Raw genomic sequence first — 22,470 nt, forward strand, 5'->3', positions numbered from 1 at the left:
GTTTCTCGGGTCGCTTCCCCGCCCCGGGGACGGCTCGGGAGGAGAAGTGGAATCGCCGCACCTTTGAATCGTTTCATTGGTACGTTTCAAAGTTATCCTTGCTTCAGACCGAGTGTCAACAGCCCGCCGCTCGTCCGTTCGGCGGGTCCGAGCACCGAGGAGTCCGAGGTATCAATGGAGAGCCGACCCGTGAGCATCAAGGACGTCGCCGATCGGGCAGGGGTAGCCGTCGGCACCGTGTCGAACGTGCTCAACCATCCCGCACGCGTCTCGTCCGCCACGCGTGAGCGGGTCCAGTCCGCGATCGATCACCTGGGTTTCGTGCGGAACGACGCCGCGCGCCAGCTGCGTGCAGGCCAGAGCCGCACCATCGGGCTCATCGTGCTCGACGTCGGCAACCCGTTCTTCTCGTCGCTCGCCCGCGCAGCGGAGGACTGCGCCGCCGAGAACGGCAGCACCGTGGTGCTGGGCGACAGCGGGCAGGACCTCGAGCGCGAGGCCCGCTACATCGACGTCTTCGAGCAGCAGCGCGTCCAGGGCATGCTCATCTCGCCCGTGGGTGACGTGGGTCCGCGCGTCGAGGCCCTGCGCAAGCGCGGTATGCCGGTTGTCCTGGTGGACCGCGTGGATGCACAACGGCGCTGCAGTTCGGTCTCCGTGGATGATGTGGCCGGCGGCTACATGGCCGTGCGGCACCTGCTCGCGGCAGGACGCCGCCGCATCGTGTTCGTCGGGACGAAGGCGGACTTCCGGCAGGTGGCCGACCGGCTGGCGGGTGCGCGCCAGGCGGTGGAGGAGCAGGACGACGCCGTGCTCGAGGTGGTGGAGGCGGATGCCATGACCGTCCTCGCCGGACGCGACGTGGGTGGTGCGATCGCACGCCGTGCGGCGGGAGGCCTGCCCGACGGCATCTTCTGCGCCAATGATCTCCTCGCGATCGGCGTCATGCAGGCCGTGCTCCTGATCCGCGGGCTCCGCATTCCCGAGGACCTGGCGCTGATCGGGTACGACGACATCGATTTCTCCGCCTCCACCGTGGTGCCCCTGACGAGTGTCCGCAAGCCCACGGAACTGATGGGGCGGACCGCCGTTGACCTGCTCCTCGAGGAGATCGAGGCCCCTTCCTCCCGACGTCGGCAGGTCATCTTCGACCCCGAGCTGGTGGAACGCGGCAGCACGACGGCGGCGGTGCGGGCCGTCGGGTGATCTTCCGACGCCCCGCACCGGTCGATCACAGCTCGGTCTCGAGCTGTTGACGGTGATCTGTGTCACGCCTACTATTCGGAATGGATCGTTCCTCTGAAACGATTCATTTTTCTGAGGAGTTGCGATGACGCACCTGGATGGTCCTGGCAGCGGGGCCACCGACCCGATCGATCCGGCCCGGACACCCGTGCTCTCCCTCCGCGGGGCACTGAAGACCTTCGGCCCGGTCGTGGCACTCGCGGATGGCACGGTGGAGCTGAGGGCGGGTGAGATCCACGCCCTGGTCGGGGAGAACGGTGCCGGGAAGTCGACGCTCGTGAAGATCCTCGCGGGAGTACATCAGCCTGACGCAGGCGAGTTCGTCGTCGCAGGTGAGCCCGTCAGCTTCCGTACGGTCGCCGACAGCAAGGCTGCGGGGATCTCCGTGATCTACCAGGAGCCCACGCTCTTCCCCGACCTTTCCGTGGCCGAGAACATCTTCATCGGACGGCAGCCCACAGGCCGCTTCGGCCTCATCAGCCGCGTCGAGATGCGCCGGCGGGCCGAGGAGCTGTTCGATCAGTTGGGTGTGCCCATCGATCCCGACCGCGTGGCGGAGGGTCTCTCGATCGCCGACCAGCAGATCATCGAGATCGCCAAGGCCATCTCGCTCGACGCCCGCATTCTCGTGATGGACGAGCCCACGGCCGCCCTCAGCGGCATCGAGGTGGAGCGCCTCTTCGCCGTGGCCCGCCGCCTGCGCGACGCCGGCAGCGGCATCCTGTTCATCTCACACCGCTTTGATGAGGTCTTCGGCCTGTGTGACCGCATCACCGTCATGCGGGACGGCGCCTACATCGCCACGCACGAGACGGCTGCGACGTCGGTCGAGGCGATCGTCCGCGAGATGGTGGGCCGTGACATCGACGCCCTCTTCCCCAAGACAGAGACGGAGGCGGGCGACGTCGTCCTCCGGGTGAGCGGCCTGACGCGGCCCGGTGTGTTCCACGACATCGACTTCGAGGTGCGTGCCGGCGAGATCGTCGCGCTGTCCGGGCTGGTCGGCGCCGGCCGGACGGAAGTTGCCCGGGCTGTCTTCGGGATCGACCGCTACGAGTCCGGGACGGTGGAGATGTCCGGTGAAGCGCTCCGACGCAAGGACCCCCGGGCCGCCATCGACGCCGGGATCGGCTTCGTGCCCGAGGACCGGCGCAAGCAGGGACTCGTCATGGAGCTCTCGGTCGAGCGCAACGCCGCCCTGACGCTCCGCCACTCGCTCGCCCGGTTCGGCCTGATCAGCCGGAAAGCGGAACGCGAGGCGGCAGAGACCTGGGGCAGGCGGCTCCAGGTGAAGTCCGGATCGCCCGAACACGCCGTCTCGACGCTCTCCGGAGGCAACCAGCAGAAGGTGGTCCTCGCCAAGTGGCTGGCGACGGACCCAAAGCTGCTGATCATCGACGAACCGACCCGCGGGATCGACGTGGGTACCAAGAGTGAGGTGCACCGCCTCATCTCCGAACTCGCGGGCAGGGGGATCGCGATCCTCATGATCTCCTCGGAGCTGCCCGAGGTGCTCGGTATGGCCGACCGCGTGCTGGTCATGCGGGAGGGGCGGATCACCGGCAGGCTGGACCGTTCCGAGGCAACCTCCGAGACCATCATGCACGCAGCCACCGCATCCCTGGAGTCCTCGCGATGAGCCTTGACAGCAGAAGCGCCGCCCCCGTCCAGCCGGCCGCGCACCCGAAGCCCTCTCCCCTCGGCTCCTTCCTGAAGCTCCGCGAGCTTCCGGTCATCCTGGCGCTCGTGGTCCTCGTCGCCGTCACGGCGGCCGTCAATCCCCTGTTCCTCAGTCAGCAGGGCATCAAGGATCTGCTGCTCAATGCGACGATCCTCATGATCCTGGCCGTCGGGCAGACACTCGTCATCATCACCCGGAACATCGACCTCTCCGTCGGGTCGATCCTCGGCCTGGTCGCCTTCGGGACAGGCAGCGTCTTCGTGGCCGCCCCGGAGCTGCCGATCATCCTCGTCTTCCTCATCGGGATCGCCTTCGGAGCGGTGCTGGGAGCGGTGAACGGGCTCCTGATCACCATCGCGAAGGTGCCGGCCCTCGTCATCACGCTCGGAACCCTGTACATCTTCCGGGGCATCAACAACGCGTGGGCCGGCGGCACCCAGTACTTCGCAGGCGAACGGCCGGACGCCTTCGGGAACCTCTCCGTGGACACCGTCCTCGGATTCCCGGTGATCACGCTGATCGCCGTCGTCGTAGTGGCCGTCGTGGCGGTCTACATGCTCGGCACCCGGCCGGGCCGCGACCTCTACGCCATCGGGTCCGAGCCGGAAGCGGCGAAACTCTTCGGCATCCCCGTGGCCCGGCGCGTCCTCCTGGCCTTCGTGGTCAACGGCGCACTGGCCGGGCTGGCCGGCATCCTGTACGCAAGCCGCTTCAACTCCGTGGGTGCCACGACGGGGACGGGCCTCGAGCTCGACGTCGTCGCCGCCGCGGTGGTCGGCGGTGTCGCGATCTTCGGCGGCAGCGGGACCGTGGTGGGCGCAGCGATCGGGGCCCTCCTGCTGACCACCATCACGAGCGCCCTCACCGCGCTGCGGGTGGACAAGTTCTGGCAGCAGGCCATCGTCGGCATCCTCATCCTCGCGGCCGTCGTGATCGACCGTCTTGCCGGTGCGCGCGCCGCGCGCAAGCTCAGGATCGCGGAGGCCCGCAATGTCTGACCCCACCGGTGCCCGAACGATACTCCCCGCGGGCGACGGGCCGTCGCGGACCCCAGCGAAAGGCGCACGCATGGCCGCACCCGGAAGTACCAGGCCAGGGACGGAGCGCCGCCCGGGACCCGGTCGGCGCAGCCCGGGCAGTACCACGACGCAGGCCGCTCCCACCGGGCGGACCGGCGCGGCCCGGCTGCTGCTCGGCCGTGACGCCGTGATGATCTACCTGTTGCTCGTCGTCGTTTTCTACGCGTGCATCGTCGTCCCGCGGTTCGCCTCCCCCGTCACGGTGGGGTTCCTCCTCCTGGACGTCATTCCCACGCTGCTGATCGCGCTGCCGATGACGCTCGTCATCATCTCGGGCGAGATCGATCTCTCGGTCGCCAGTATCGCGGGACTGACCAGTGCTCTCATGGGGGTGCTGTGGCAGGCGGGAACGCCGATCGCGCTGGTCCTCGTGATCTGCGTCCTGGCAGGCCTTGTCGCCGGGGCCTTCAATGGTGTGCTGATCGCCTACCTCGGGCTGCCGTCCCTGGCAGTGACCATCGGTACTCTCGCACTCTTCCGAGGGCTCGCCCTCGTGGTGATCGGCGACAACGCGGTGGCGAACTTCCCTCCCGGCCTGACGGCGTTCTTCACGTCGAAGCTCGGCGGCACCGGCATCCCCACCGTCATGGTCGGGGTCGTGGTGCTGATCGTCGCTTTCGCCGTCGTCCTGCACTTCACGCCGTTCGGGCGGGGACTGTTCGCCCTCGGGTACAGCAAGGAGGCCGCGACGTTCGTCGGCATCGACGTGGCCCAGTCCAAGTTCTTGCTGTACCTCGCGACCGGGACGGTGTCCGCACTGGCCGGCATCTACTGGACGCTGCGCTACTCGAGTGCCCGCAGCGACAACGCCAGCGGGCTGGAACTGGCGGTGATCGCCGCGGTGCTGCTCGGTGGTGTCTCGATCTTCGGGGGTAAGGGGTCCATCCCCGGAGTGCTCGCCGGTGTGCTGCTGATCGGCACCATCAACTATGCGCTGAAGCTCGACCGCGTGTCCGAGGTGGTCCTCATCATCGTGACCGGCTCCCTCCTCATCCTGTCGGTGGTGGCTCCCACCATCCCAACCGCACTCCGACGGGCCCGCCATGCCCGGCGTGTCCGTTCCGCACCACTGTCCTAGGCCGTCCCCCTAGGTTCGCACCCGGCGACTGGTCCCCAGCGCCCATCGAAAGGAAGAAACAATGAGGTTCATCCATTCAGGATCCACCCGACGCCGGGCGGCCTTCGCGGCCCTGGCAACCAGTGCCGCGCTCGTCCTCAGCGCATGTGGCGGGGGCGCCGCGTCCGAGGGCGACGCCACCGAGGGTGGCAGCGGCACAGACGGCGAACAAACAATCACCTTCATCCCGAAGCAGCTCAACAACCCCTACACCGACGTGGTGCTCGGGGGCGGCGAGGACGGCGCAGCGGAGGCCGGCTTTGCGTCCTCCGAGGTGGTCGGGCCGCTCGACGCCAGCGCGTCCAGTCAGGTCTCCTTCATCAACGCCGAGACCCAGCGCGGTACAAACGTGATCGTGATCGCCGCGAACGATCCCGACGCCGTCGGCCCCGCCCTCGAGGAGGCGCGCACCGCCGGCGCGAAGATCGTGGCCTTCGATTCCGACACCAATCCCGACTACCGCGATCTGTTCGTCAGCCAGGTGAACGCGAAGGATGTAGCCCTCATCCAGCTCGAGCTCATCTCCGAGCAGATCGGTGGGGAGGGCGAGATCGCCATCCTGTCGGCCACGGCGAATGCAACCAACCAGAACGAGTGGATCAAGTACATGGAGGAGGAGCTCGCCTCCAACCCGGATTATGCGGACATCGAACTCGTCGCGAAGGTCTATGGGGACGACGACGACACGAAGTCGTTCCAGGAGGCCCAGGGGCTGCTGCAGGCGTACCCGGACCTGAAGGGCATCATCTCCCCGACGACGGTCGGCATCGCAGCGACCGCCCGCTACATGTCCACCTCCGAGTACAAGGGCGAGGTGGCGCTCACGGGACTCGGCCTGCCCAACGAGATGCGCCCGTTCGTCAAGGACGGCACCGTCACCGAGTTCGCGCTCTGGGACCCGGCGCAGCTCGGCTACGTCGCGGCCTTCGCCGGCAAGGCATTGGCCGATGGCGACATCACCGGCGAGACCGGCGACACGTTCGAAGCCGGTGAGCTCGGCGACCGCGAGATCGGCGAGGACGGGATCGTCCTGGTCGGTCCGCCCACGCAGTTCAACGCGGACAACATCGACGACTACGACTTCTAGCCGTAGGGCGGGGCGGGGCGTCCGCGAGGCGCCCCGTCCCGTTCCGCCTTCCTCTTTCCCTTCCCTGCAGGAGACGCCATGACCGCCGACGCCCGAACCGGACCCATCGAAGCGCCGGCCCTCCCGGGTCTCCTCGAGCAGGCCCGCCGCAGGCCCACCCGCCTCGGCCTGGTGTCCGGCGGGCTGGGTGCGTACTGGCCGCAGTTCCCGGGGCTCCTGCCTCAGCTCCGGGAGTCCGCTCGCTACGTGACGAAGCGGTTCAAAGCTCTCGATGCCGAGGTCACCGACGTCGGTTTCGTCTCCGACGCCCGCGAGGCGGCAGCCGCCGCCGAGACCCTGCGCCGCACCGACTGCGATCTGATCGTCATCTTCCTCACCACCTACCTGACCTCCTCGATGGTCCTGCCGATCGCGCAACGGTCACAGACCCCGGTCCTCGTGATCGACCTGCAGCCCACGGAGGCCATGGATCACGCGAACGTCGACACCGGCGCATGGCTCGCCTACTGCGGGCAGTGCCCCGTCCCCGAGGTTGCGAACGTGTTCAAACGTGCCGGCATCTCCTTCCGGTCCGTCTCCGGCCATCTCACGCAGGAATCCGCATGGCAGCGTATCGAACGGTGGGTCCATGCCGCCGGGGTCCGCGGCAGGCTCCGGCATGCACGCCACGGCCTGATGGGTCACGTCTACCCCGGGATGCTCGACGTCTCGACGGACCTCACCACCGTGTCCACCACGTTCGGCTCGCACGTCGAGGTCCTGGAGCTCGACGACCTGCGCGAGTTCGTGAGTGAGGTGACGGAGGAGCAGGCGCGCGAGCGCATGGCCCTCGCCCGGAGCCTCTTCACCGTGGACGCGTCGGTGAACGACGAGGACTTCGCGTGGGGCGCCAGGGTGTCCGTCGGGCTCGACCGGCTCGTGGCGGAATTCGACCTCGACTCCCTCGCCTACTACCACCGCGGGCTCGCCGGCGAGCAGCACGAGCGCCTCGGAGCCGGCATGATCCTCGGCGCCTCGATCCTCACGGCTCGCGGAGTCCCCATGGCCGGCGAGTACGAGCTGCGGACGTCGATCGCCATGCTGGCTGCGCAGGCCATGGGAGCGGGCGGGTCCTTCACCGAGATCCAGGCACTCAACTTCGTCGACAACGTGGTGGAGATGGGGCACGACGGGCCGGCGCACCTTGCCGTCAGTGCCGCAGATCCGTTACTCCGCGGCCTCGGCGTCTTCCACGGCAAGCGCGGCTGGGGCGTCTCGGTCGAGTTCGATGTGCGCCACGGCCCGGTCACCACCGTCGGGATCGGCCAGGACCCCGACGGCTCCTATGTCTTCATCACCTCCGAGGGCACGGTGGTGCCCGGGCCGCTGCTCGCGATCGGCAACACGACCTCGCGGGTGGACTTCGGCGGTGATCCCGGACTCTGGGTCGACGAGTGGAGCCAGACCGGGATCGGTCACCACTGGGCCCTGTGCGTCGGCCATCGCGCCGCCGACATCGAGGCGGCCGCGTCCCTCCTCGGCGTCGGACACCGCCACGTCACCCTCTGACCGGGCACCAGATCAAGCAAGGAGAACTGATGGAACGCGTCTGCTTTCACCTCCAGGTACGTCCGGAGCGCATCGCCGAATACCGGGAACGCCATGCGGCGATCTGGCCGGACATGGCGCGGGCGCTGAAGGACACCGGCTGGAACAACTACTCACTGTTCCTCCGCCCTGACGGGCTCCTGGTCGGCTATGTGGAGTGCGAGGACTTCGCAGCGGCACAGGCGGCCATGGCAGCGACCGAGGTGAACGCCCGGTGGCAGGCGGAGATGGCTCCGTTCTTCGTGGCGTTGAGCGGTCGTCCGGATGAGGGCTTCGTGCGTCTGGAGGAGGTCTTCCACCTGGAGGACCAGCTCTAGCCGTCGTGCCCGGACGGCCCGACGCCGTGTACTCCCTGCCGGCGGACGCAACCGTCGACGCCGGGAGGGACTCGCCACCGTCTCCACGCCACCGGGTATTGCAATACGGTGACGACGTTTGCCTATCAATTGTCAGCCTGCTTACGATTTATGCCGGTTCGACAATCGCAGGCCCGGGATCGCGTCAGGTATCGGCGTGTCCGAGCACGGCCTGGCACCGGATGCAGGGAGAAGCATATGGCCGAGAAGTCCCAGCGGGAACACCAGCAGGCCGGCGGCCCAGACGAACCAGCTGGGAACAGCGATGAGCAGAAGCTCTCTCTCGTCGGGTCGGTGGCGCTGGGAACGGGTGTGATGATCGGCGCCGGTATCTTCGCTCTCGTCGGGCAGGTCGCGGAACTGGCGGGCGGCTGGGTGCCGTGGGCGTTCCTCGCCGGCGCGATCGTCGTCGCCTTCAGTTCCTACTCGTACATCCGGTACTCGGCAGCGAACCCGTCCTCAGGAGGGATCGCGATGCTTCTCAAGGCCGCGTACGGCCCGGGCGTGATCGCCGGGTCTTTCTCCCTGTTCATGTACGTGTCGATGATTCTCGCCGAGAGCCTGCTGGGCCGGACCTTCGGCACCTATGTCCTCCGGCCCTTCGGATTGCAGGACTCCGCACTCCTGGTGCCCGTCCTCGCTGTCCTGGCCATCGCGGCCGCGGCGCTCGTGAACCTGGTCGGCAACCAGTGGGTGGAGCGATCGGCGACGGTGACGGCGGCGCTGAAGATCATCGGGATCGCGGTCCTCGCCATCGGCGGGCTCCTCGCCTCCGGCCTCTCCTCCCTCAGCAGGCTCTTCACCACGGCTGACCGGACTCCACCCGAGTCCGGGTGGCTCGGGTTCCTCGCCGGCGTCACCCTCTGCATCCTCGCCTACAAGGGGTTCACCACGATCACCAACCAGGGCGCCGACCTGAGGAAGCCGGAACGCAACGTCGGGCGGTCGATCATGATCGCGATCGGTCTCTGCACCGTCCTGTACCTCCTGATCACCGTGGCCGTCACAGGGAGTCTCACCGTCCCCGAGATCGTCGACGCCAGGGACTACGCCCTCGCCGAGGCCGCCGAACCGGCCTTCGGATCCCTGGGCGTGACCCTGACCGTCATCATCGCGATCATCGCCACGCTCTCCGGCCTGATCGCGAGCCTGTTCTCCGTGTCCAAGCTCTACGACATGCTCCACGACATGGGTCAGGCACCGGGCCTTCCGAGGCACTCCACCCACCAGTCGCTGCTCATCACGGCCGGACTCGCGATCGTGATGGCCTCATTCTTCGATCTCACGCAGATCGCGTCCCTCGGGGCGATCCTCTACCTCGCCATGGACATCGCCATCCACTGGGGCATCATCCGCCACCTCAGGCACGAGATCGAGGTGAAGCCGTGGGTCCCGTTCGTCGCCATCGTCCTGGATCTGGCGGTCCTGGTGCCGTTCCTGTTCCTCCGGGCGCAATCCGACCCGTTCACCCTGATCATCACCGCAGTGACTGCCGCCGTCCTGCTCATCGTCCAGTGGCTCATGGTCCGTCGACGGAGCCGGCACCAGGACCACGCGGGCTGAAGCTCCCGCGGCGGACGGCCCGGCTACCGGCACCGCGCTCGCCCCACCTCGCACCGGATCGAGTACCAGCGGTCGGCTCTCAGCGATCCGATCCGCCGTCCGCTTCGTGCTCCGGAGTGCTGCCGCCGTTCTCCTCCGAGCCTCGAGCATCCAGGGTGTCCTGCCGTGAGGCAACAGGTTCCCGGTTCTCCAGGGTCTGCAGATTACTGCGAACCGCGTCGCGTATCCCCTCGTCCGGGGCATCGCTGCCCGGGGTGCTGCTGGGCCCGTGCCCGTGCTCGTCCATCAGGGTCCGGGTCTCCGCATCCGCCACGGGATCATCGGCGGTGCTCCCACCGCCGTCGGCGTTCCAGGCCTTGATGCCGGCCCAGGCGACGGCGGTGAGGGGTACGGCGAGAATCGCACCGATGATGCCGGCGAGGATCGTGCCCGCCGTGAGGGCGACGAGGATCACGAGAGGGTGGACGCTGAGGGTGTGGCCCATGACGACCGGCTGCAGCAGGTTGCCTTCGAGCTGGTTGACGAGGATCACGACGACGAGCACGATCAGTGCCGTGCCCGGGCCGTTGGTCACCAGTGCGACGAGGGTTGCGACGGCGCCCGCGAGCGTTGCGCCGACGATGGGGATGAAGGCACCGATGAAGACGACGGCGGCCAGCGGCAGGGCCAGGGGCACCCCGAGGATCACCAGTGCGAGGCCGATGAAGAAGGCGTCGACGGCCGCGACGATCGCCGTCCCGCGAACGTATCCGCCGAGGACGGCGACGGTCTGGTCCCCGACCCGGCGGGCCTTGACCAGACGCTGCCCTGTGAACGCCCGCAGGATGAACGCCCAGATCTGCTCACCATCCTTGAGGAAGAAGAAGAGGATCACGACCAGCAGGAGAAGTCCCGTGAGGAAATTCGTCGCGGCGCTGAGCCCGGCGAGGGCTGTGGTGCCGGCGGCGCTGCTGGTGGCGAAGTCCACCACGGCGTCACGTGCGGCCTGGAGTTGCCCGTCGTCGATCGGGAGCGGCCCGTTCCGCACGAACTGCACCAGCTGGTCCACGCCCTCGACCGCACTGGCCACCAGGGTGTCCGTCTGGCCCATGACGGCAAAGACGACGCCCGTCACCAGGGCGCCCAGGAGGGCGAGGAGCGCGACGAAGGAGACCGCCGTCGCGAGCGCGCTCGGCAGGCCTTTCCGCCGAAGCCACGACACGAGCGGTCCGATCGCCGAGGCGAGGATGAGGGCCAGCAGCACGGGGATGATCACCAGGCGGACCTGGAGGAGCGCGTAGACGACCACCGTGAAGAGGGCCAGCAGCAGGAGGACCTGGGCGGCTTTATGGGCCGTGCGGCCCAGTGGCCCGGCCCAGGCATCCGGCTGCCGATCGTGCTGGGGTGAGGGGCGTGAACGTGTGCCCGGTGAAGAGGAAGAGCTCATCGTGGCGGCCTTTCGATCGGTGTGCTGTCTGCACAGGAGTGGACGACGATTGTGTGGCCAGCCGAACAGGTCGACGGCCGAGGGTCAAGGCAAGATCGTGTAGCCACGACTGCTGCGTGGCCGGAGGATAGGTTGGTAAGGAAGCGGGAGGCGCGATCATCGGTCCTGTCCGGAACGGACCTGGTGTCTCCGACCACCGGGACAGCTGATCGGAGATGGACGATGGAGCAGGAGCCGATGTCGGGCGACCCGGGACCCTCGGCAGGCGCTCGCGCGGAGGGCCCCGTCAGTGTCTGGGCCGCCCGCCCGGGTAGAGCCCTCGTGGCTGCACTGCTGATCGCCCTCGTCGTGATCGCGGTCCTGGCGATCGGATCGGTCCTGGTCCGGCTGCAGCTCATCGTCGTCCCCGTGGTCGTCGCGCTGCTCCTCGCCTCCGCGATCCACCCCCTGGTCGATATCCTGCGGCGCCGGAACGTTCCGACGCTGGCGGCTGTCTGGCTTTCCCTGCTGGCAGGGATCGCCCTCATCGGCGGGCTGGGATGGGCGGTCGTCCACTCGATCACCTCGCAGTGGAGCCAGATCTCGGTCAATTCGGACATCGGGTTCGGGCGCATCGAGCGCCAGCTCGCAGCAACCCTGCCCTTCACCGAGGACGACCTCCGACGGGCCCGGGAATCCGCGGTGGAGTCCTTCTTCGGCGGGTTCTCCGTCGGGGATGCCCTCGGAGCGCTGTCCATGCTGGCCAACGCGTTCACCGCGGTCCTGCTGACGATCGTGGTCCTGTTCTTCTTCCTCAAGGACGGCCGGAGCATGTGGATCTTCTTCACCCGGCCCCTCACAGGAAGGACCCTGGAGCGGACGCAGCACACCGGTGACCAGGTGATCGTGACCCTGGGTGGATATCTCCGCGGAACCACGGTCATCGCACTGATCGACGCGACGGGCATCGGCCTGGCGATGTTCTTCCTCGGTGTTCCCTTCGCCCTGCCGCTGACGATGATCATCTTCCTCGGCGGGTTCGTCCCCGTGATCGGAGCGACAGTCACCGGGATCTTCGCCGTCCTCGTCGCCTACGTCACCAGTGGAGCGGGTACCGCCATTGCGGTGGGAGTCGCCGTCGTCGTCGTCCAGCAGACGGAGGGCAACCTGCTCCAGCCGTTGATCATGGGCAGGGCGGTCAAACTCCATCCTGTCGTGATCCTCCTCGCGCTCGGTGCGGGGGCTCTTCTCGGAGGTGTGATCGGAGCGGTTCTGGCCGTCCCTGCCACCGCCGTCAGCTGGGCTGCGGTGAAGGCCTGGAACGAGAAACCCGGTCGCGGCGCGCACCCGGTCGAACCGGGCACGCCCCACTGACCGTCAGCCCGCCGAGGTGAGAGCGGCCGTCTCCGTGGCCTCGATGTAGGCCCGTTCTTCCTCCTGTTCGACCGCAGCGTCCTCCAGATCGACCCCCAGTTCCTGCTCGATCGTGGCGCGGTCGAAGTCCTCACGCACCGTGCCGATGACTCCGACGGGCACGCCGGGGGCGAGCCCTGGAATGGCCTGCTCGTGGACGACCAGGAGCGGTTCGATGACGACCTCGTCGAGGTCGACCGGCTCCTCCGTCTCCCCGCCCCCGGCCGTATCGACGATGGTGAAGACGTTCGGTGAGATGACCTCACCCACGATGGCCGCGACCGTGACCTCCTCACCCACGTAGAACTCCACGTCGTCGTAGAACTCGCGATCGTAGACACCCGTGTAGTCGCCAAACGAATCAACGGACCCGGAGTCCTCCTCCAAGGGAGCATCAGCCCCCTGGCTCACGTCGACGATGGCCGGAAGCTCATCATCGCCGTTGGAACACCCACTGATTCCCCAGAGCGCGGCACATCCCACCGCGCCGGCGGCGATCGTGCGGGTGAAAGCGTTCTTCTCGAGCTTCATGGCTACTCCTTCATTTCTGATGCTGATCAGCTAGTTCGGCAGGTAGGGCTCGTAGCGTTCGAGCGTTCCGTCCACGACGGGGATGGACAGGGCCTCAGTGCCGTCCGGGGTGGTCGCGGTGATGGAGGTCCGCGCCCCTGGTGCATCGTCGACGGTTTCGAAGATGACCTCGTTGGTGTCGAGCGGGTACTGGCTGTCAGCGGGCACCGTGATGCGGACTTCGTCGTCGTCATCGGTGATGGTGATGTCGACGGGCTCCGCCGATTCGTTGTTCAGTGTTCCCAGGAGCCGTCCGGGCCGGCCTTCGTCCTCGGCGACGAGAAGGAAGCTGCGCAGCTCCACGGAGCCGACGACGCCGTCTTCCCCGACCGCGATCGCGTCCCAGTCCTCTTCCGCGGCGGAGTAGCAGCCGGTCAGGGAGAGCGAAGCAACAGCGAGCGAAGCTGCGAGGGTGAAATAAGGCTTTCGTCCGGTCGTCGTCCCGGTTGATGGGTTCATCATGCGCTTCGTCTCCTGGTGATTGTGAGGGGATCGGTCTGCTCAATTGTCGTTCTGCCGTGCGCGGCGCGTGCCGATCGGTCGTCGGGCGGTGGGTCCTTGCGCTCGAGACGGTTCGTCGGCGACCCTCCGAACCGGAAGCCCGTCAGGCCGTCGACGCCGTCCCGTACTCCACCTCTGCTCCGTGACTGCGGTGCCGGCCACGCGATGACAGTGGCCGGCACCGGATGCGGGCGCCGAGTGATTCTGCGGTTTCGGGGTCAGGAATCGGAGGCGACGGAGTCGTCGATCTCGGTGGCGTGGACGTAGTTCTCGCCGTCCCGGTCCTCGTACAGGGCATCGTCGAGGTCGACGCCGAGTTCTTCCTCGACGGTGACGAGGTCGAAGTCCTCCTTCACGGTCCCGGTGACCGCGACCGTCAGTTCGGGGCTCACCTCAGGAAGGTTCTCCGGGTGCACGATGAGCAGTTCATCGACCGTCGTGTCGTCGGAGCCGGCGATCGTGAACGCGGTCGGATCGATGACCTCGTTGACGTCAGCCGAGAGCGTCACCTCCTCACCGACATAGGACTCGTTGTCGTCGTACCAGGACTGGTCGTAGGCGCCGATATAGGCATCGTCCCCTTCGGCGACCTGCTCGTTGTCCTCCGTGTCGGCCTCCACGACGTCTTCGACGTCGGCGCCTTGCTCGGACCGGACGTGTCGCTGCAGGCAGCAACGGACAGCACTGCGGCCGGCGCGATCGCGAGGGCGCCAGCCCTCTTCATCCAGGTGCTCCTGGTCATCGTTCCCATGACTCCTCCTCGGGATAGGTGAGGTCCGGCGGCACCTTCCGGCCCGTCGTCTCGGTGTGGTTGGGTTCTACGCCAGCCACAACCGTAAGCACGCTTACCAGCCGGGAGGCGACGAACAGCGGCATCCGTTGCGAAGACGCAACCGTCCCGTGACCGGGCCGAGATCAGCTGACCGGAGTCTGGCAATCAGCCGGGCGCACGCCGGGTATCGCGGCAGCCGAGCCACCGCGCCCGAGGTCAGGGATTGACGGTGATCCGGGGGATCGACGCCGTGACCAGTGATCCGTCGGCGCGACGGCTGCCCTCGATGTCGCTCGTGGTGGGCGTCCCGGTGAGGCGCGGACCCTGGCCGTCGAGGGGTACCGTCACCGGGGTCCCGGGTGCCACCGCGACAGGCCGCCCCTGAACCGAGACCGTGGTGGGACCGCCGGTCTCCACCGTCAGCGTCATGGCGTCCTGCCGGACCTCCACCCGCAGCCTCGTGCCGTGCAGCATGACCCGGAAGGTGACGGCCGTCCAGGTCTCGGGCAGCCGCGGATGGAAGGTGATCTGCCCGCCGTGGTCGCGCATGCCGCCGAAACCGTACACCAGGGCGCTCCACACCCCGCCCGTGGAGGCCACGTGGATTCCGTCGGACGTGTTGCGGTGCAGGTCCGCGAGGTCCACGAACAGTGAGGAGAGGAAGTAGCGCAGTGCGAGGTCGTGGTAGCCCACTTCCGCGGCGATGATCGACTGGACCACGGCCGAGAGTGTCGAGTCCCCGGTGGTCAGGGCCTCGTAGTACTCGAAGTCGGAGCGCTTCTGCTCCATGGTGAACTCGTGCCCCTGCAGCAGGAGAGCCAGGACCACATCGGCCTGCTTGAGCACCTGGAAGCGGTAGATCACGAGCGGGTGGAAGTGCAGGAGCAGGGGCCGCTTGGTGGGCGGCGTGTTCTCCAGGTCCCAGAGTTCCTTGTCCAGGAAGGCCGCGTCCTGGGGGTGGATGCCCGCGCGCTCGTCGAACGGGATGAACATTTTCTCCGCTGCGAGCGTCCATTCGACGAGTTCGTCGTCCTCGAGCCTGAGCCGCGCCGCCATGCGGGCGTGGGCTGCAGGATCCACGGCCCGCAGGGAATCGACGGCATGGACCGCGGACCGGAGGTTGGCCCGCGCCATCACGTTGGTGTACAGGTTGTCGTTCACCACCGTCGTGTACTCGTCCGGTCCCGTGACCCCGTGGATGTGGAAGTTGTCGTCGCCGTTGCTCCGCCAGAACCCGAGGTCCGCCCACATGCGTGCGGTCTCCACGAGGATGTCCACCGCGCCCCGGTACAGGAAGTCGTCGTCGCCCGTTGCTGCCACGTACTGCATGAGGGCATAGGAGATGTCGGCGTCGATATGGTACTGGGCAGTACTCGCCGCGTAGTAGGCCGAGGATTCCTGCCCGTTGATCGTGCGCCAGGGGAACAGTGCACCCCGCTGGTTGAGCTCGGCGGCCCGGGACCGGGCCGCGTCCAGCATCGCCTGCCGGAACCGGAGGGCATTGCGCGCGACGACGGGTGCCGTGTAGCTCAGGAACGGAAGGACGTACACCTCCGTGTCCCAGAAGTAGTGCCCCCCGTAGCCGGAACCTGACACGCCCTTCGCGGCGATACCCCCGCCGTCCGTCCGGGCGGTGGACTGCGCGAGCTGGAAGAGGTTCCACCGGATTGCCTGCTGGACGGCCGGCTGACCCTCGACCGCGACGTCGGAGCGCCCCCAGAAGTCGGCGAGCCAGTCCTTCTGCTGGCCGAGGTGCTCCTCCAGGGTCATCTCGCGTGCGCGGTCGAGGGTCCGGCAGCAGCGGTCGGCGAGTTCCCGCGCCGGCACGCTCCGTGAGGTGTGGTAGCTCACGGTCTTGAGGAGTCGGACGGGCCGGCCGGGCTTCGCCTTCACCCGGTACACGTGCTTCGCGAGGTCGTCCTCGATGTGCGAGCTCTGGTCCCACTCGTTGTCCGTGCGGAACTCGTGCTCGATCCCGCAGGCAATGGTCATGCGGGAGTTCGTGGTGCTGTAGCCGAGCAGGTACCGGGGTCCGTCGGCCCGTTTGAGGCGCGGCTGAAGCACGCGGTCGCGGAAGGACTCCGCCTTGCGCGGATCGAAGGCGCTGCCGTCCCCGGCCGGGCTCACATGGTATTCGTCCATGCCGTCCTGCCGGTTGAGGATCTGGCTGGAGATGAGGACGGAGGCATCGGCGTCGAGCATCTCCACCTCGTAGTCGATCAGGGCGAGGTGCCGGTCGGTGAACGAGACCATGCGTCGGGACCGGATGAGGACGTGCTTGCCCGACGGCGTCCGCCACTCGATCTCGCGGGTGAGGGTGCCGTCGGCGAAGTCGAGGCGCCGCGTGTGCCGCAGGATGTCCGCCCGGGTGACCATGAACGGCTCGTCGTCGACGTACAGGCGGATGATCTTCGCGTCCGGCACATTGACGATCGTCTGCCCCACGCGCGCGAACCCGAAGGCTTCCTCGGCGTGCTGGATGGGCCAGGTCTCGTGGAAGCCGTTGATGAACGTGCCCGCATCGTAGCCGTCCCTGCCCTCGTCGAGGTTGCCCCGCAGCCCGAGGTACCCGTTGCCGACGGTGAAGAGCGTCTCGTTGCGGCCGGCCTGGGCGGCATCGAAATCGGTCTCGACGAGCGCCCATTCGTCGACGGGGAAGTGATTTCGGTCAACGGGGTCTGCTGCGGGGAAGATCATCGGTGTCCTGTGCTGGATGGGGCCGGGCGAGCGGAAAAGGGTGCGGGCGTCAGCCGGCAGGGAGAAAAGGGATCAGCTCGGCGAGGTCGTCGATGACGATGTCAGCGCCGTGTCTCTTCAACGTCTCCGGGCCGACGCCGCGGTCCACGCCGACCACGAGGGCGAAGGAGCCAGCGCGCCCGGCAGCGACTCCGGACGGGGCATCCTCGATGACGGCGCACGCCCCGGCGGAGAGGCCGAGGAGTTCCGCCGCATACAGATAGGTGTCGGGTGCGGGCTTGCCGGCTAGGCCGCTTCCGGCGGAGAGCACGCCGTCGACCACGATGCCGAAGCGCTCGGTGAGTCCGGCCGCCGCGAGGACGGCGGTGCCGTTCCGGGAACTGGTGACCACGGCCATCGCGACCCCGGCATCCCGCGCTGCATCGAGCAGCGCGAGCGAACCGGGATAGGCGGCGACGCCCTGCTCCTCCAGCGTGTCGTTGAAGGTCCGGTTCTTCCGGTTGCCCAGGCCGCAGACGGTCTCGAGGTCCGGGGCGTCGTCGGGCGTCCCCTCGGGCAGCGTGATGCCCCGCGAGGCGAGGAACGCACGGACGCCGTCGTATCTCGGTCGGCCGTCGATGTGCGTGAAGTAGTCGTCGTCGGTGTACGGCTGGTCGATGCCCCTGCTGCGCAGGTACTCCGAGAACAGCCGGGACCACGCTCGCATGTGCACTTCGGCGGTGGGGGTCAGGACGCCGTCGAGATCAAACAGGAGCGCCTGGACGGACGTGAGGCCGGCTGCAGCGGGGGAGGGAAGCACGGGATGCCAGCTTTCGGAGAGGGGTAGGACGCCAGCCGCAATCGCGCGGAACCGGTGGAGTCGGGGGAGGTCGACGTCGACCGGTCTGGAGGTGCCCGGACGCGTCGTCGGACTGCGAGGCCTCACGACTGTCTGCCCCCGACGAAGCGCTACCCTGCGCGGCCCAGTCTAGCCCCCGACCGTGGCCCTGCCCGGCCGGTCCCCGGGGTGAGGAACGCCCGAACGGTGGCGCGCGCGGACATCCGGGGGTCGGAGATGATTGGCTGGAGGGCGCTCCACACTCACCGGGGCGTGATCACTGGACCTCCCCGCGCCTGTCGCGGGCCGACGAGCATCACCAAGGAGTTGCATGGGACAGAATCTGGACGTCGAGCTGGGCGGGCGGAAGCTCGTGCTGCACAACCGCTACGAGACACTGTCGATCGCGAATGACGCCCTCATCGCCGTCTGGTTCATCGTCGGAAGCATCCTCTTCTTCCACGAGAGCACCACGACCGCGGGAACCTGGCTGTTCCTTCTCGGCTCCGTGGAGCTTCTCATCCGACCGGTCATCCGGCTCTCGCGGAACATCCACCTGGGTCGCGTGTCGAAGCACCCGGGCACCGAAGATTTCTGAGGACCTACCGCCGTCGAGCAGGCCTGCGAAGGTGATGCCGGCGCAGCTCAGCCCTGGCGGAACAGGTCCAGCAGGCCGGCGGGGTTCTGGTGACCAGTCACGCCGGCGATCGGCGCGGCGTCACGTGGTGGTCCTGTCACGCTTCCGGGCCACGTCGGGGATCGTCCGGACGGGAGCGACGACGACGTCGTTGACTTTCCAGTCGAGGTTCTTCAGCCCGGTCCGGACCTTCTCCAACGCGTCGATGTCGATGGAGGACGTAGGGCGGGGAACGACGAACGCCTCGACCTGGAACACCTGCCCCTCGTCGCGCACACGGGCGCCCGTGTCCTCGGCCCAGTCGAGCCCGTCGAGGTAGTCCTGCACCTGGTGGAGGAGCGGGTGGGGCTCCGTGTCGTCGTAGGTGGTGGCCCTGGCATCGAGCAGCCCCTTCACGGCGGCGCGTACGTTCACCCAGCCGTCGCGCAGGATGGAGAAGGAGACGACGATCGCCGCGGCGGCGTCGGCCCACCACAGTCCGAACCCGATGCCGAGGACCCCCACGATGACGGCGACACCGGTCATCCAGTCGGCCTTGTTCATGTCGGCGTCGGCGAAGAGGACCTTGTTGTGCAGGGGTGGGGCAAGGTGGAGCTTCATCCTGCCGAGGATGACGGGAGGTACGGAGGTGATCACCATGGCGGCGATCATGAGCCAGCCCAGCCAGAAGGTCTGCCCGAAGAGCGTGATGCCGCCGATCGTGGGATGCTCCGCAGCTATCAGCTTCATCGTCGAGTCGATGATCAGATAGACGGCCATGCCGGCCAGCGCCGTCGCAGCCACAAGATGGGCGATCCCGATGGCACGATGATGCCCGAAGGGTCGCTCGACGGAAGCCGGGCGCCCGGCGATCTGCACGCCGACGAGGAAGGCGATGGGCGGGATGAAGGACAGCATGTCCTCGATCCACGCCGTTTTCATCGCCTGGGAGTTGCCGAGGACGAGGAAGATGATGCTGACGGTCACGACCAGCACACCGATCGTCACCCACTCCAGCTTGATGGCCCGTCGGAGCGCGCCCTCCACGTCCTCCGGCATGCCTTCTGCCTCGCGATGATCGGCCCTCACTGCGAGCCGTCCCGGTGGTGCAGGAAGGTGTCGAGATCCAGCAGGAACGCGTTCTCCCCCAGCGGCACCGCGAGGACGTGCTTCCGGCGGGTGCCGAAGCGGTCCGTCGTCTCGGTATAGGGCCGGGTCAGGCCTGCCTTGCCGGCCCACGGCGTCTTGGCCGTCAGTCCACCGATCACGAGGTCCAGCTCCCCGTGTCCGAGGCGGCTCATCAGCTCCTCCTCACCGCCCTCGGTCCACTCGATGTCCGCGTCCCGCGTCAGCGCGTAGTCCTCGACGAGTTCCACCTCGTCGCCCGTCAGCTCCTCGCCCTTCTCCTCGACGAAAGGCGGGTTGATTGATGCGCCGACACGCAGCGTACCGCCGTCGACACTCGTCAGGGTCCCCTCGGGATCAGCCGGGAAGTGCGTGGTGCATCCGGTTGTCGTCGGGAGGACCAGGGCAAGGCCCACGACGAGCATGATTCTTCGTCCCATCCTCCGACGGTAGGCACCCCGGAGTTCCCACGTCACGGAAATGGCCAGGGCGACGAGGCAGGTGCGGATCAGCCCGGAGTGTGGCCCTGCGCCGTGCCTCACTGTCCTGGGGCGGCAGAGGCCTCGAGGAGCTCCGTGAGGGCGCGCTCGGCCTCCCGGCAGGCCTTGGTGCAGAGTGTGCAGTGGGGGTTCTCGTGGTCGGTGCACTCGAGGGCGCTCGCACTGCAGGCAAGGCGGCAGGTCAGTGCCAGTTTCTGGATCACGGCGTCATGGGGCTCGGTCCGGCGCAGCAGAATCGCCGCGGTGACCCGGCACAGGTCGGCGCAATCCTGGTTCCTCCGGACGCACGCGATCAGGTGGGGCAGGTCGTCATCGGCAAGGCAGGCGTCGGCGCACACGCTGCACACCTGCGCGCACTCCAGGAGGGCGCTGATCGCCGCGATGCGGCGGCGGTCCTGGGACGGTGTCCCGTCGGTGCGGGGATGGGTCGTCGTCATCTGCTGGGTACGGCTCACGACCGCATGCCCTGGGCTTGCAGGATTCCCGCGAGGGCCAGCGGCAGGACGAGCGCGAACGCACCGGCCATGAGCAGCGCAATGCCTGCCACGAACACCGTCGCTAGTGCAATTCTGCGGCGCCTCGGCGAGGAGAGGGCACCTCTACAGCGCGGTGGAACCGCGGCGCTGGAGGGCGCGCCCGCGAGGTCGTTCGCAAGGATGCGTTCGAGTTCGTTCCATTCCGTGCGGTCGCCGTCGGACAGGGCCATGGCACATTCCTCGCTACTCGGAGCTGATCAGGTTCCAGGCCTCATTGACCCGGCATCTACCAGTTCACCGGTTCGGCGCACCGGTCCGCATCCCCGATCCGAGGAGGGAAAGGCATTGACGACCGTGTCGACGGTGGGGTGGTCATGCCGGCTCGAGGGAGGCGCGCGTTCTCGTCAGGCTCGTCAGGGTGGAACGTGGTCATCCTGGCGTCACGACGAGCAGGCGCGGGGGCGGTTGGGTAGTATGCCTAGTCAGTGGTTCAGCAGGGGGCCCGAGCTACGTACTTCGGTGGAGATCATGATCGCGACCCGTTCCCCGTCCTCGACCCTGACCACCACGCCCGCGCAGCACCAGGGCGCCGGCCAGGGCGAGTCACCCAACTATCTGCGCATGCCGATGCGCGAGCTGCGTGTCGAAGTCGACCGCCTGTACGAAGCGCTGGAGAGGGCGCATCCCGCCAGCGGCGTCCACTACGAGTACATGCTCGTCAGGGACATCCTCAGCACGCGGTCGGATCTGGCCCGGCGCCGTATCCGCTAGGCGCACTCGACCCGGGCAGCTCGCCCGCGGCGCCGGTCGTTGCCGGGCCCTGAGCCAGGTGTGAATCACCGCGGCCGCTGCTGGAACCGGCAGATTCCAGCAGCGGCCGTGGGAGATCCATCGTCGCGCGGTGTCCGTGATCGGCGCGATGGCCAGTCAGGAGCCCTGGATCAGGCCTTGGCGCCGTTCCGCCGGACCAGGTAGGTGCCGCCGGCTGCTGCGGCCAGGACCAGTCCGCCACCGAGCGCGAGGGCGCCTGCGGTGCTGCCGGTCTCCTGGGCGACGCCGGTATCAGCTCCGCCGTCGGGCATCGCGCCCATCTGCGACGCGACGAGTGTCCCGCACAGTGCCGGGGAGGTGGCGCCGAGCGGCAGATCCGGGTTCAGATCGCTGGGGGAGTTGAAGACCTCTTCGGACACACCGGCAGTAGCGGGATCGAGTCCGTGGACGACGACGACCGCGGTGCCGGACTCGAGGGAGGCCTTGGTCGCGGCGTCGAGCGGGATCTCGCGCTGAATGGTGTAGCTGCCACCCTGGCCGCCGAGCTCGAGGTTCAGGCCCTCGGCCGGCGTCGTGGCGCCACTGGTGGTCAGGGTGGTCTGGATGCCCCCGTACAGTGCTGCCGCCTCGGACGTACTCACGATGCCGTCACCGTTCTCGTCATTGGCCGGCGTCGGGCAGGTTCCCTGCGCCCCACCGTGGACGTGCTGGACGTGCGGGTAGGGCCCGTCCATGAAGGTCTGGGCCAGACCGTTGACCTGCAGGTTCACCATGGCGGTGTCACCCGTGACGTCGACGGTGATCGTGCCGGTGCCGGTGGTGCCGTTGAGCTGCCCCAGGGTCGAGGAATAGGAGGCGTCCGCGGCCATCGCGGAACCACCCGACAGTGCAAGTGCCCCGAGGGCGAGGGTGGGAATGGTCAGAAGTCGCATGCTCTTGTTCATCAGAATCCTTCACTGTGCGAGTGGGATCACGCCCGATACGAACGCGATGAAACAGTGCGTCGGCGCACTTCCCTGTGCGGCTGGACCACGCGTCGGAAGTTCACCAACCCAACAACCAGCACACTTACTACTGGCCGCTCTCCCCACT

22 protein-coding genes are annotated in these 22,470 nt (G+C 67.8%); 11 read left to right on the forward strand and 11 right to left on the reverse strand.

What is annotated here, in order from left to right; translation table 11 throughout:
* Positions 1 to 174 precede the first annotated feature (174 nt).
* The 8 genes from FJV46_RS06595 (at position 175) to FJV46_RS06630 (ending at position 9,715) form a co-directional block, all read left to right on the forward strand.
* Positions 175 to 1,206 (forward strand): LacI family DNA-binding transcriptional regulator, encoded by a 1,032-nt coding sequence (locus FJV46_RS06595; RefSeq protein ID WP_087028787.1) that lies wholly within the window; start codon positions 175 to 177, stop codon positions 1,204 to 1,206.
* 124 nt (positions 1,207 to 1,330) lie between these two features.
* Entirely contained in the window at positions 1,331 to 2,884 is a 1,554-nt protein-coding gene (locus FJV46_RS06600) for a sugar ABC transporter ATP-binding protein (RefSeq protein WP_087028786.1), read from the forward strand.
* Positions 2,881 to 3,924, forward strand: coding sequence for an ABC transporter permease (locus tag FJV46_RS06605; RefSeq protein ID WP_087028784.1), 1,044 nt, complete (start codon positions 2,881 to 2,883; stop codon positions 3,922 to 3,924). The genes FJV46_RS06600 and FJV46_RS06605 overlap by 4 nt, the downstream gene beginning before the upstream one ends.
* Positions 3,925 to 3,994: 70 nt before the next feature.
* Complete coding sequence (locus tag FJV46_RS06610; protein ID WP_087028782.1) at positions 3,995 to 5,083, forward strand: ABC transporter permease; 1,089 nt, start codon at positions 3,995 to 3,997, stop codon at positions 5,081 to 5,083.
* Positions 5,084 to 5,144: 61 nt separating this feature from the next.
* The gene (gene rhaS, locus FJV46_RS06615) at positions 5,145 to 6,209 is read left to right on the forward strand and encodes a rhamnose ABC transporter substrate-binding protein (RefSeq protein WP_087028780.1); all 1,065 of its coding nucleotides are present in this window, start codon (positions 5,145 to 5,147) and stop codon (positions 6,207 to 6,209) included.
* Positions 6,210 to 6,287: 78 nt separating this feature from the next.
* Positions 6,288 to 7,757, forward strand: a complete 1,470-nt coding sequence (locus FJV46_RS06620; RefSeq protein ID WP_087028778.1) for an L-fucose/L-arabinose isomerase family protein — start codon at positions 6,288 to 6,290, stop codon at positions 7,755 to 7,757.
* A 29-nt stretch (positions 7,758 to 7,786) separates the two neighbouring features.
* Positions 7,787 to 8,113: an L-rhamnose mutarotase gene (locus tag FJV46_RS06625; protein WP_087028776.1), complete on the forward strand. Its 327-nt coding sequence runs from the start codon at positions 7,787 to 7,789 to the stop codon at positions 8,111 to 8,113.
* Positions 8,114 to 8,350: 237 nt separating this feature from the next.
* Entirely contained in the window at positions 8,351 to 9,715 is a 1,365-nt protein-coding gene (locus FJV46_RS06630) for an APC family permease (protein ID WP_087028773.1), read from the forward strand.
* A 79-nt stretch (positions 9,716 to 9,794) separates the two neighbouring features.
* Here the strand turns inward: FJV46_RS06630 and FJV46_RS06635 are convergent, their stop codons facing one another.
* Positions 9,795 to 11,141: an AI-2E family transporter gene (locus FJV46_RS06635; RefSeq protein WP_087028771.1), complete on the reverse strand. Its 1,347-nt coding sequence runs from the start codon at positions 11,139 to 11,141 to the stop codon at positions 9,795 to 9,797.
* 222 nt (positions 11,142 to 11,363) lie between these two features.
* Between FJV46_RS06635 and FJV46_RS06640 the strand changes: the two genes are divergently transcribed.
* The gene (locus tag FJV46_RS06640; RefSeq protein WP_087028770.1) at positions 11,364 to 12,494 is read left to right on the forward strand and encodes an AI-2E family transporter; all 1,131 of its coding nucleotides are present in this window, start codon (positions 11,364 to 11,366) and stop codon (positions 12,492 to 12,494) included.
* 3 nt (positions 12,495 to 12,497) lie between these two features.
* Here FJV46_RS06640 and FJV46_RS06645 read toward each other — a convergent pair whose 3' ends face one another.
* The 5 genes from FJV46_RS06645 to FJV46_RS06665 form a co-directional block, all read right to left on the reverse strand.
* Positions 12,498 to 13,064 (reverse strand): hypothetical protein, encoded by a 567-nt coding sequence (locus FJV46_RS06645; RefSeq protein ID WP_087028768.1) that lies wholly within the window; start codon positions 13,062 to 13,064, stop codon positions 12,498 to 12,500.
* A gap of 30 nt (positions 13,065 to 13,094) precedes the next feature.
* Entirely contained in the window at positions 13,095 to 13,565 is a 471-nt protein-coding gene (locus tag FJV46_RS06650) for a hypothetical protein (RefSeq protein WP_087028766.1), read from the reverse strand.
* 257 nt (positions 13,566 to 13,822) lie between these two features.
* Positions 13,823 to 14,224: a hypothetical protein gene (locus FJV46_RS06655; RefSeq protein ID WP_087028764.1), complete on the reverse strand. Its 402-nt coding sequence runs from the start codon at positions 14,222 to 14,224 to the stop codon at positions 13,823 to 13,825.
* A gap of 368 nt (positions 14,225 to 14,592) precedes the next feature.
* The gene (locus tag FJV46_RS06660; RefSeq protein WP_087028762.1) at positions 14,593 to 17,073 is read right to left on the reverse strand and encodes a glycoside hydrolase family 65 protein; all 2,481 of its coding nucleotides are present in this window, start codon (positions 17,071 to 17,073) and stop codon (positions 14,593 to 14,595) included.
* A gap of 49 nt (positions 17,074 to 17,122) precedes the next feature.
* Complete coding sequence (locus tag FJV46_RS06665) at positions 17,123 to 17,872, reverse strand: HAD family hydrolase (protein ID WP_087028760.1); 750 nt, start codon at positions 17,870 to 17,872, stop codon at positions 17,123 to 17,125.
* A 349-nt stretch (positions 17,873 to 18,221) separates the two neighbouring features.
* Here FJV46_RS06665 and FJV46_RS06670 point away from each other — a divergent pair, with 349 nt between their 5' ends.
* Positions 18,222 to 18,488 carry a YrhK family protein gene (locus FJV46_RS06670; protein ID WP_087028758.1) on the forward strand — a complete coding sequence of 89 codons (267 nt, stop codon included), beginning with the start codon at positions 18,222 to 18,224 and terminating at the stop codon, positions 18,486 to 18,488.
* Positions 18,489 to 18,608: 120 nt separating this feature from the next.
* On the opposite strand, the gene FJV46_RS06675 is transcribed toward FJV46_RS06670, so the two are convergent.
* From FJV46_RS06675 to FJV46_RS06690, 4 genes are all read right to left on the reverse strand, one after another.
* Complete coding sequence (locus FJV46_RS06675; protein ID WP_087028757.1) at positions 18,609 to 19,565, reverse strand: cation diffusion facilitator family transporter; 957 nt, start codon at positions 19,563 to 19,565, stop codon at positions 18,609 to 18,611.
* 26 nt (positions 19,566 to 19,591) lie between these two features.
* Complete coding sequence (locus FJV46_RS06680; RefSeq protein ID WP_126130652.1) at positions 19,592 to 20,071, reverse strand: transporter substrate-binding domain-containing protein; 480 nt, start codon at positions 20,069 to 20,071, stop codon at positions 19,592 to 19,594.
* 98 nt (positions 20,072 to 20,169) lie between these two features.
* A complete protein-coding gene (locus FJV46_RS06685; protein WP_087028755.1) occupies positions 20,170 to 20,586 on the reverse strand; it encodes a four-helix bundle copper-binding protein in 417 nt (138 codons plus the stop codon).
* A complete protein-coding gene (locus tag FJV46_RS06690) occupies positions 20,583 to 20,837 on the reverse strand; it encodes a DUF3040 domain-containing protein (RefSeq protein ID WP_087028753.1) in 255 nt (84 codons plus the stop codon). The genes FJV46_RS06685 and FJV46_RS06690 overlap by 4 nt, the downstream gene beginning before the upstream one ends.
* A 298-nt stretch (positions 20,838 to 21,135) precedes the next feature.
* Here FJV46_RS06690 and FJV46_RS06695 point away from each other — a divergent pair, with 298 nt between their 5' ends.
* On the forward strand, positions 21,136 to 21,378 hold the full coding sequence (locus tag FJV46_RS06695) for a hypothetical protein (protein WP_087028752.1): 243 nt from the start codon (positions 21,136 to 21,138) through the stop codon (positions 21,376 to 21,378).
* 170 nt (positions 21,379 to 21,548) lie between these two features.
* On the opposite strand, the gene FJV46_RS06700 is transcribed toward FJV46_RS06695, so the two are convergent.
* Positions 21,549 to 22,322, reverse strand: coding sequence for a CHRD domain-containing protein (locus FJV46_RS06700; protein ID WP_087028750.1), 774 nt, complete (start codon positions 22,320 to 22,322; stop codon positions 21,549 to 21,551).
* Positions 22,323 to 22,470: the final 148 nt, after the last annotated feature.

Source organism: Arthrobacter agilis (assembly GCF_006494655.1).
GTDB lineage: Bacteria > Actinomycetota > Actinomycetes > Actinomycetales > Micrococcaceae > Arthrobacter_D > Arthrobacter_D agilis.